We start from the raw sequence: 7,506 nt of genomic DNA, 5'->3' as shown, positions 1-7,506 counted from the left end.
GGGTGCGGGTGCCGGGGTCACGGTGGGCAGGGACAGCTCGGTCGCCACCGGCGCGGCGGCGGCAGCCTCCGGCTCGGGCTCCGATTCGGCCGCGGGCTCGTCCTCGGGCTCGGCTGCCGGCTTCACGGCGGCCCGCTGCTCCGGCTTGGCCTGCGAGGCCTCCTCGGCGTCGCCGTCCTGCCGTTCGCCGTCCTGCCGCTCGCCGTGCTCCGCGGCGGCCTCAGCGGCCTCGGCGGCGTCAGCAGCGGTGCCGTCGGCGGGTTCGGGCGCGGCCGCGGGTACGGCGTCGGCAGGCTCGTCCTCGGCACCTCCCTGGGCCTCGGGTACGGCCGGCCCGGCCTCGGAACCGGCCCCCTCCTCAGCCGCCGTCCTCGCCGTCCTCGCCGTCCTCGGCGGCGGAGGCGTCCGCCGCGGGCTGCGCCCGCTCGGCGCGCAGGGCCAGCCGGGGGTCCTCCGGCCCGGCGGCGTCCGCCGCCCCGTCCCCGTCGTCCCCGTCCGCCGTGTCGGCGGCCGTGTCCTGACCCTGCTCCACCTTGTCCTCCACGGCGGGCAGCCGCAGCATCCGGGTGGGGCTGTCCGTCGGCAGACGCAGCATGGTGGTGGGGCTGTCCCCGCCCTTCACCCGGAGCTGGACGGTGGAGTCGCCCTTGCCCTCGCCGCCGTCCGCCTGATCCGTCTCGCCCGCGTCTGGCACGGACTCCTCCGGAGCCGCACCGTCGTCCGGTTCGGCGCGTCGGCGCTCCTCGTCGCGCTCGACCGTGCCGGGGACCTCGCCCACGTGATCCAACCTCCTCGCACACACACCTGGCGGGACGCCCTGCGCTCCGGCGTCCCGCCCCACAGCGGACAGTGTCCGCCACGAACATGATGTCGCCCGTCCAAGACCCGCTCGACGAGCAATTCTCCCGGGTCCGACCACCCGTTTCACACGGGTGACGACCTCCGGTGGGGCCGCGGTTCCGAAGGTCACGATTCAGAGGCGCTCTCGACACGGGGGTGTGAGAGGCGTCACTCTGTCATTCATCCACGCGGGGAGGCTTGGATGGGCAAGAGCCGCAGAACGATTCCCGAGGAACTGCTGTTGCTCGCGCTGGACCCGGCCACGGGTACCACCGCACAGCCGCAGACCCTCGACCTCGGACTTGCCGGGGCGCAGCTCGTCGAGCTGGCCCTGGCCGGACGGATAGTCCCGGACGGGGACCGGATAGCCGTGGTGCTGCCGCGGCCGACGGGCGACCCCACCCTGGACCATGCGCTGGAACTGCTGCGCAGGCGCGGCAGTCCGGTGCGTGCCGTGCACTGGATCGGAGGGCCCCGGCTGGGTCTCCGGCAGACGTACCTGGCGCACCTGGAGCGGTGCGGCATGGTGACGGCGGTGCCGGGCCAGGTGTGCGGGGTACTGCCGACGACGCGGTACCAGGCGTCCGACGAGTGCACCAACAGCGCCATCAAGCAACGTCTGGACACGGCCATCAGGACCGGGGTGCCACCGGACCCGCGCACCGCGGCGCTCGCCGCCCTGGCGCACTCGGTGGGCCTCGGCAAGCACCTGTACCCGGGTAACGAGGGCCGCTCGTCCAGGTCACGGTTGCGCGACCTGATCCGCTACGACCCGCTGGGCGGGATGGTGGCGCATGCCGTGATGGATGTGCAGAACGGCCTTCCGGCCCCCGCACCGCGCGGTGCCGGGTCCACCCGGCCGGGTTCGCGGGCGGCCGCCGGACGGCCCGGTGCGGCCGCGGCGGGCCACGGAATGGTCCGGGCGGGCGTCCGGTAGTCCCCTTCTGAGCACTTCCCTCTGACGCGGACAGTGGCCGCGCGGCGCGACGGGGGCGCCGCCGCGGTCCCCCGGGGGCGGTCGATCGGCAGCTTCTCTGCCGTTCGGCCGCCCTCCGGCATGTCCGGCGGCACCCACCCGATCCGATGAGCTGCTTCGATTCCCCGGCGGCGGCGAGATCGTTGATGGCATGCTCGTGCGTTGAGTGGTTGGAACGAATGTGAGGACCGCCCGGAGGTCTAGGTGTCCGCCAGCATCAATCCCACAGTGCGCCGCCGCCGGCTCGGCGCCGAACTGCGCCGCCTCCGCGAGCAGAAGGGCATGACGGCCGAGGAGGTCGCGGGCCGGCTGATGGTCTCCCAGTCCAAGATCAGCCGGCTGGAGAACGGGCGGCGCAGCATCAGCCAGCGCGATGTCCGCGATCTCTGCGAGGTCTACGGCGTCGAGGACGAGCGGATGCGCGAGTCGCTGATGGCAATGGCCCGCGAGTCCCGGCAGCGTGGCTGGTGGCATGCGTTCGGCGACATCCCGTACAGCGTCTACATCGGCCTGGAGGCGGAGGCCTCGGCGGTGCGCAACTACGAGTCGTCGTTCGTGCCGGGGCTGCTGCAGACCCGGGACTACGCGCAGGCGGTGGTGACCGGGATCCAGCCCGACACCGACGCCGAGGCGGTGCGGCGCAGGGTCGAGGTGCGCATGGAGCGCCAGCGGCGGGTGCGCGGTCCCGAACAGCTGGACAACTTCTGGGCGGTGGTCGACGAGGCGGCCCTGGCCAGGGTCGTGGGCAGTCAGGACGTGATGGCCCAGCAGATGTCCTATCTGGCCGAGCTCTGCGAGGAACCGCACGTCAATCTGCAGGTGATCCCGTTCACCAAGGGGGCTCACCCGGGCATGACCGGGGCATTCTCCATCCTGGAGTTCCCCGAGTCAGCAGATACGGCGGTTGTTTACCTCGAAGGAGTGACAAGTGATCTCTATCTGGAGAAGGAAGCGGACGTCCGTCGCTATACCGGTCTCTACGACCACTTGCGGGCCGCGGCGCTCAGCGTCGCGGACACCCGGTCGTTGATAGCCACGTACGCGAGGGAGTACGCAGACCATGAACGCGGATAACAGCAGCACTCCGGTGTGGCGCAAGAGCAGCTACAGCGGGGCCAACGGCCAGTGCGTGGAGGTGGCGGTACCAGGGCCGGCCGCTGTGGCCGTACGCGACTCCAAGGATCCCCATGGCCCCAGCCTGACCTTCTCCCCCGAGGCATGGGCGGCCTTTGTCGCAGCCGCCGGCGCCGACGCCTTCGGCGCCGTCTGAGCACTCCTGGCCGACGGAACGCCAGTCAGCCCCTGCGGCCGCTCCCGGGCGGCCGCAGGGGCTGACTGCTGTTCACCCCGGGGGGTGATTCACCGAAATGAGCAGTTTCTGCCCGTTCCGTCCGCCTATGAAGTCCCCGCGCGGTCACGGCCGTACGTGCCGAGCCGGTCCTGACCCTCCGCCCGCCCGGCGCCTCACGGCGGGCGACCGCGCCCAGGCGATCCCGGCCCGGGCGTGCCGCTCAGAGCGCCGGGTAGCGCTCGCTCCAGGTGCTGTACGGGCTGCCCGAGGGGCCGTGCAGCTCGGGACCGTGGGTCATCTCCAGGGCGAAGTCGTCGGCCAGGGTGAGGATGGTGCCCCGGCCCTCCAGCTCACCCAGCCACTCCGGCGGCAGGGCGGTCTCCCCGTGCAGCACCCCCAGCAGGTTGCCGCAGATCGCACCGGTGGAGTCGCTGTCCCCGGAGTGGTTGACCGCCAGCAGCAGCCCCGAGCGGACGTCCTCGGCGACCAGGGCGCAGTACAGGGCGATCGCCAGCGCCTCCTCGGCGACCCAGCCCTCCCCCAGCGACTCCACCCGCTCCGCCGACGGCAGACCGGCCCGTACGGCGTCCAGGGCGCCGCGCAGGGCCGCGGTGGTCTCCTCGTGCCCGGGCCGCTCCGAGAGCAGCGCCAGGGCCAGGTGCACGCCCTCCTCCAGGGCTCCACCCCGCACCGCCGTGTGGACGATGACGGCCAGGGCGCCCGCGGAGAGGTAGCCCGTGGGGTGGCCGTGGGTCAGCACCGCGCACTCCATGGCGAGCTGGAAGACCAGGGCCGGGTCCCAGCCGACCAGCAGCCCGAACGGCGCGGAGCGCATCACCGTGCCGCACCCCTTGGAGTGGGGGTTGCGGGGCTGGTCGACGGTCCCCATCCGGCCGTCCGCGACCAGGCCGGAGAGGCAGGCCTGGCCGGGCGCCCGCTGGGCGTACAGCCACTCCTCGCGGCCCAGCCAGCCGAGGTCGGGGCGCCGCTCGTCCGGACCCCAGTCGCGCTGGGTGTCGGCCCAGCGCAGATAGGCGCCGTGCACATCGGTCGGGGGGTGCCACACCCCGGTGTCCCGGCGGACGTGCGCCCGGATCAGCCCCTCCACGGTGAACAGGCTCATCTGGGTGTCGTCGGTGACCGCGCCGCCGCGGCGGCCGTACGCCGGGAGGTAGCCGGTGACACCGTCCGGGCCGTGCGCCGCGCGGATCTTGGCCAGCGACTCGAACTCCACGCCCGCGCCGAGGGCGTCGCCGATCGCGCCGCCCAGCAGACATCCGCGCACCCTGCTGCGGAAGTCCTGCTCCTGCGCGCGGGACCAGAGTGCCTGCACGGTGGGGTGCCTCCTCCTCCTGGCGGCCCGGGTCGGACTTGCGTCCCGGCGGAACTGTATTCGAACCGTCCGCCGCCGGGCCGTCCAGGACTACGCGCCGGAGGGCGGCATCAGCTTCCCAGCACCGGAAGCAGCTCGGGCAGATGCCCGTCGGATGCCAGCGCCGCCGCCCGCCGCTCGGCCGGGACCTCGCCGTAGGTGGTGGTCCGCTGCCGCGAGGGGCGTCCGGCCGCCGCCGCGATGGCCTCCAGGTCACGGATGGACTTGTGGCTGCCGTAGGAGGAGCCCGCCATCCGGGAGATGGTCTCCTCCATCAGCGTGCCGCCGAGGTCGTTGGCGCCCGAGCGCAGCATCTCCGCGGCGCCCTCCGCGCCCAGCTTCACCCAGCTGGTCTGGATGTTGGTGATGTGCGGGTGGAGCAGCAGCCGGGCCATGGCGGTCACCGCACGGTTGTCCCGGGCGGTGGGGCCGGGTCGGGCGATGCCGGCCAGGTAGACGGGGGCGTTGGTGTGGACGAAGGGCAGGGTGACGAACTCGGTGAAGCCGCCGGTCTCCTGCTGGATCCGGGCCAGCAGCCGCAGATGCCCCAGCCAGTGGCGGGGGGTGTCCACATGGCCGTACATCATGGTGGACGAGGAACGGATGCCCAGCCTGTGGGCGGCGGTGACGACCTCCACCCAGGTGGCGGCAGGGAGCTTGCCCTTGGTGAGGATCCAGCGCACCTCGTCGTCCAGGATCTCGGCGGCGGTGCCGGGGATGGTGTCCAGGCCGGCCTCCTGGGCGGCGGCCAGCCAGTCGGGTACGGACATCCCGGTGCGGGTGGCGCCGTTGACCACCTCCATGGGCGAGAAGGCGTGCACATGGATGCCGGGGACGCGCTGCTTCACCGCCCGGGCGATGTCGAAGTAGGCGGTGCCGGGCAGGTCCGGGTGGATGCCGCCCTGCATGCAGACCTCGGTGGCGCCGACCTCCCAGGCCTGGGCGGCCCGCTCGGCGACCTGCTCCAGGGAGAGGGTGTAGGCGTCGGCGTCGGTGCGGCGCTGGGCGAAGGCGCAGAACCGGCAGCCGGTGTAGCAGACATTGGTGAAGTTGATGTTGCGGGTGACGCAGTAGGTCACGGTGTCGCCGACCGTGTCGCGGCGCAGCTCGTCGGCGATCCGGCAGAGCGCGTCCAGCGCCGGCCCGTCGGCGTGCAGCAGGGCCAGAGCCTGGTCGTCGGTGAGCCGCACGGGGTCGTCGGCGGCCACCGACAAGGCCTGCCTGACGTCCGCGTCGACCCGCTCCACGGCGTACGGGGCGGCCTGCTCCCGCAGCGCCTCCCAGTCGCCGTAGACGTCCTCGAAGTCGGCGCGGCGGTCGGCGGTGCGGCCGGTGGTGTCGATGGTGCGGTGCAGATCGGTGCGGCCGGAGGCGGCGTACGCGTCGTCGGGGTCCTGCCAGGGCAGGCCGACGGGCAGGGCGCCCTCACGGGCGAGGCCGGTGGCCGGGTCTGCCAGGGCGGCGACATGCGGCAGGATCCGGGGGTCCAGCCAGGGCTCGCCGCGCCGGATGTACTCGGGGTAGACGGTGAGCCGCTCGCGCAGCTCGAACCCGGCGGCGGCGGTGCGCTCCGCCAACTCGTCGATGTGCGGCCAGGGCCGCTCGGGGTTGACGTGGTCCGGGGTGAGCGGGGAGACGCCGCCCCAGTCGTCGATGCCCGCGCCCACGATCAGCGCGTACTGCTCGTCCACCAGGTTCGGCGGGGCCTGGATGCGGGCGGCCGGACCCAGCACCAGCCGGGCCACCGCGACGGCGGCGGCCAGCTCCTCCAGCTCGGCGTCGGGCATGGCCCGCATGGCGGTGTCCGGCTTGGCGCGGAAGTTCTGCACGATCACCTCCTGCACCCCGTGGTACTGCCGGGCGACACGGCGGATCGCGAAGAGCGCGTCGGCCCGCTCCTCGTAGGTCTCGCCGATGCCGATCAGCACACCGGTGGTGAAGGGGACGGCGCTGCGCCCGGCGTCCTCCAGCACCCGCAGCCGCACGGCGGGCTCCTTGTCTGGGGATCCGTAGTGCGGACCACCCGGCTCCGACCAGAGGCGGACCGCGGTGGTCTCCAGCATCATCCCCATGGAGGGCGCGACCGGCTTCAGCCGCTGCAGATCGGTCCAGGAGAGCACCCCCGGGTTGAGGTGCGGCAGCAGCCCGGTCTCCTCCAGCACCCGGATCGCCATGGCTCGGACGTAGGCCAGGGTGTCGTCGTAGCCGTGCGCGTCCAGCCACTCCCGCGCCTCCGGCCAGCGGTCCTCGGGCCGGTCGCCCAGGGTGAACAGGGCCTCCTTGCAGCCCAGCGCCGCGCCCCGCCGGGCGATGTCCAGCACCTCGTCCGGGGAGAGGTACATGCCGTGGCCCTCACGGCGCAGCTTTCCCGGGACGGTGACGAAGGTGCAGTAGTGGCAGCGGTCCCGGCAGAGCCTGGTCAGCGGGATGAAGACCTTGCGGGAGTAGGTGACCACCCCGGGCCGGCCGGCCGCCTCCAGCCCCGCGTCGCGCACCCGGGCGGCGGAGGCGCACAGGTCGCTCAGGTCCGCCCCGCGGGCCTGCAGCAGCACCGCCGCCTCCGCGGTGTCCAGCGCCACCCCGTCCCGGGCACGGCGCAGCGCGCGCCGCATGGCGTTGGAGGTGGGTGCCGAACCACTGGACTCAGTCATGGCTGGACGATACGTCAGCTGCCCTGCGACGCGCGGACGGCCCTCGGCACAGGAGCCGCGTCCGGCGGGCGGCGACCCTGAGAAGGCCTCAGGGTCATGCTCCGCCGGATGTACACCGGGTTGCTCCCAGGGGCCGATGCCGGGGGCGGGGTCCGGGTCCTTCAATGGAGTACGACGGGGAGCGGCCGCCGGGTGCATGCTGGATACCGGGCGGACCGCCGCGAACCAGTACCGATGGAGGGGCTGACCGCGATGGCAGTCGACAGTTCGAATCCGATCTCCGGCGACCGGCCGGACGAGCACGGCATGGCCGCGCCGTACCGGCCGACCCGCCGCAAGGTGGTCCGGGTCCTGGTCCCGGTGGCGGTGGCGGGGG

6 protein-coding genes are annotated in these 7,506 nt (G+C 73.3%); 3 read left to right on the top strand and 3 right to left on the bottom strand.

What is annotated here, in order from left to right:
* Positions 1-358: 358 nt before the first annotated feature.
* Positions 359-778 carry a hypothetical protein gene (locus AOK09_RS32330; RefSeq protein WP_055590783.1) on the bottom strand — a complete coding sequence of 140 codons (420 nt, stop codon included), beginning with the start codon at positions 776-778 and terminating at the stop codon, positions 359-361.
* 264 nt (positions 779-1,042) lie between these two features.
* On the opposite strand from AOK09_RS32330, the gene AOK09_RS32325 reads away from it, so the two are divergent.
* From AOK09_RS32325 to AOK09_RS32315, 3 genes are all read left to right on the top strand, one after another.
* Positions 1,043-1,777 carry a GOLPH3/VPS74 family protein gene (locus AOK09_RS32325; protein ID WP_055590782.1) on the top strand — a complete coding sequence of 245 codons (735 nt, stop codon included), beginning with the start codon at positions 1,043-1,045 and terminating at the stop codon, positions 1,775-1,777.
* 243 nt (positions 1,778-2,020) lie between these two features.
* The gene (locus AOK09_RS32320; RefSeq protein WP_055590781.1) at positions 2,021-2,890 is read left to right on the top strand and encodes a helix-turn-helix domain-containing protein; all 870 of its coding nucleotides are present in this window, start codon (positions 2,021-2,023) and stop codon (positions 2,888-2,890) included.
* Positions 2,877-3,086 (top strand): DUF397 domain-containing protein, encoded by a 210-nt coding sequence (locus AOK09_RS32315; RefSeq protein WP_055590780.1) that lies wholly within the window; start codon positions 2,877-2,879, stop codon positions 3,084-3,086. The genes AOK09_RS32320 and AOK09_RS32315 overlap by 14 nt, the downstream gene beginning before the upstream one ends.
* A 241-nt stretch (positions 3,087-3,327) precedes the next feature.
* Here AOK09_RS32315 and AOK09_RS32310 read toward each other — a convergent pair whose 3' ends face one another.
* Positions 3,328-4,440 (bottom strand): ADP-ribosylglycohydrolase family protein, encoded by a 1,113-nt coding sequence (locus AOK09_RS32310; protein ID WP_055590779.1) that lies wholly within the window; start codon positions 4,438-4,440, stop codon positions 3,328-3,330.
* 110 nt (positions 4,441-4,550) lie between these two features.
* On the bottom strand, positions 4,551-7,130 hold the full coding sequence (locus tag AOK09_RS32305) for a bifunctional FO biosynthesis protein CofGH (RefSeq protein WP_079063606.1): 2,580 nt from the start codon (positions 7,128-7,130) through the stop codon (positions 4,551-4,553).
* Positions 7,131-7,506: the final 376 nt, after the last annotated feature.

Origin of the sequence: Peterkaempfera griseoplana (assembly GCF_001418575.1) — a bacterium.
Taxonomy (GTDB): domain Bacteria; phylum Actinomycetota; class Actinomycetes; order Streptomycetales; family Streptomycetaceae; genus Peterkaempfera; species Peterkaempfera griseoplana.
This window is presented reverse-complemented; position numbering and strand designations above follow the sequence as displayed.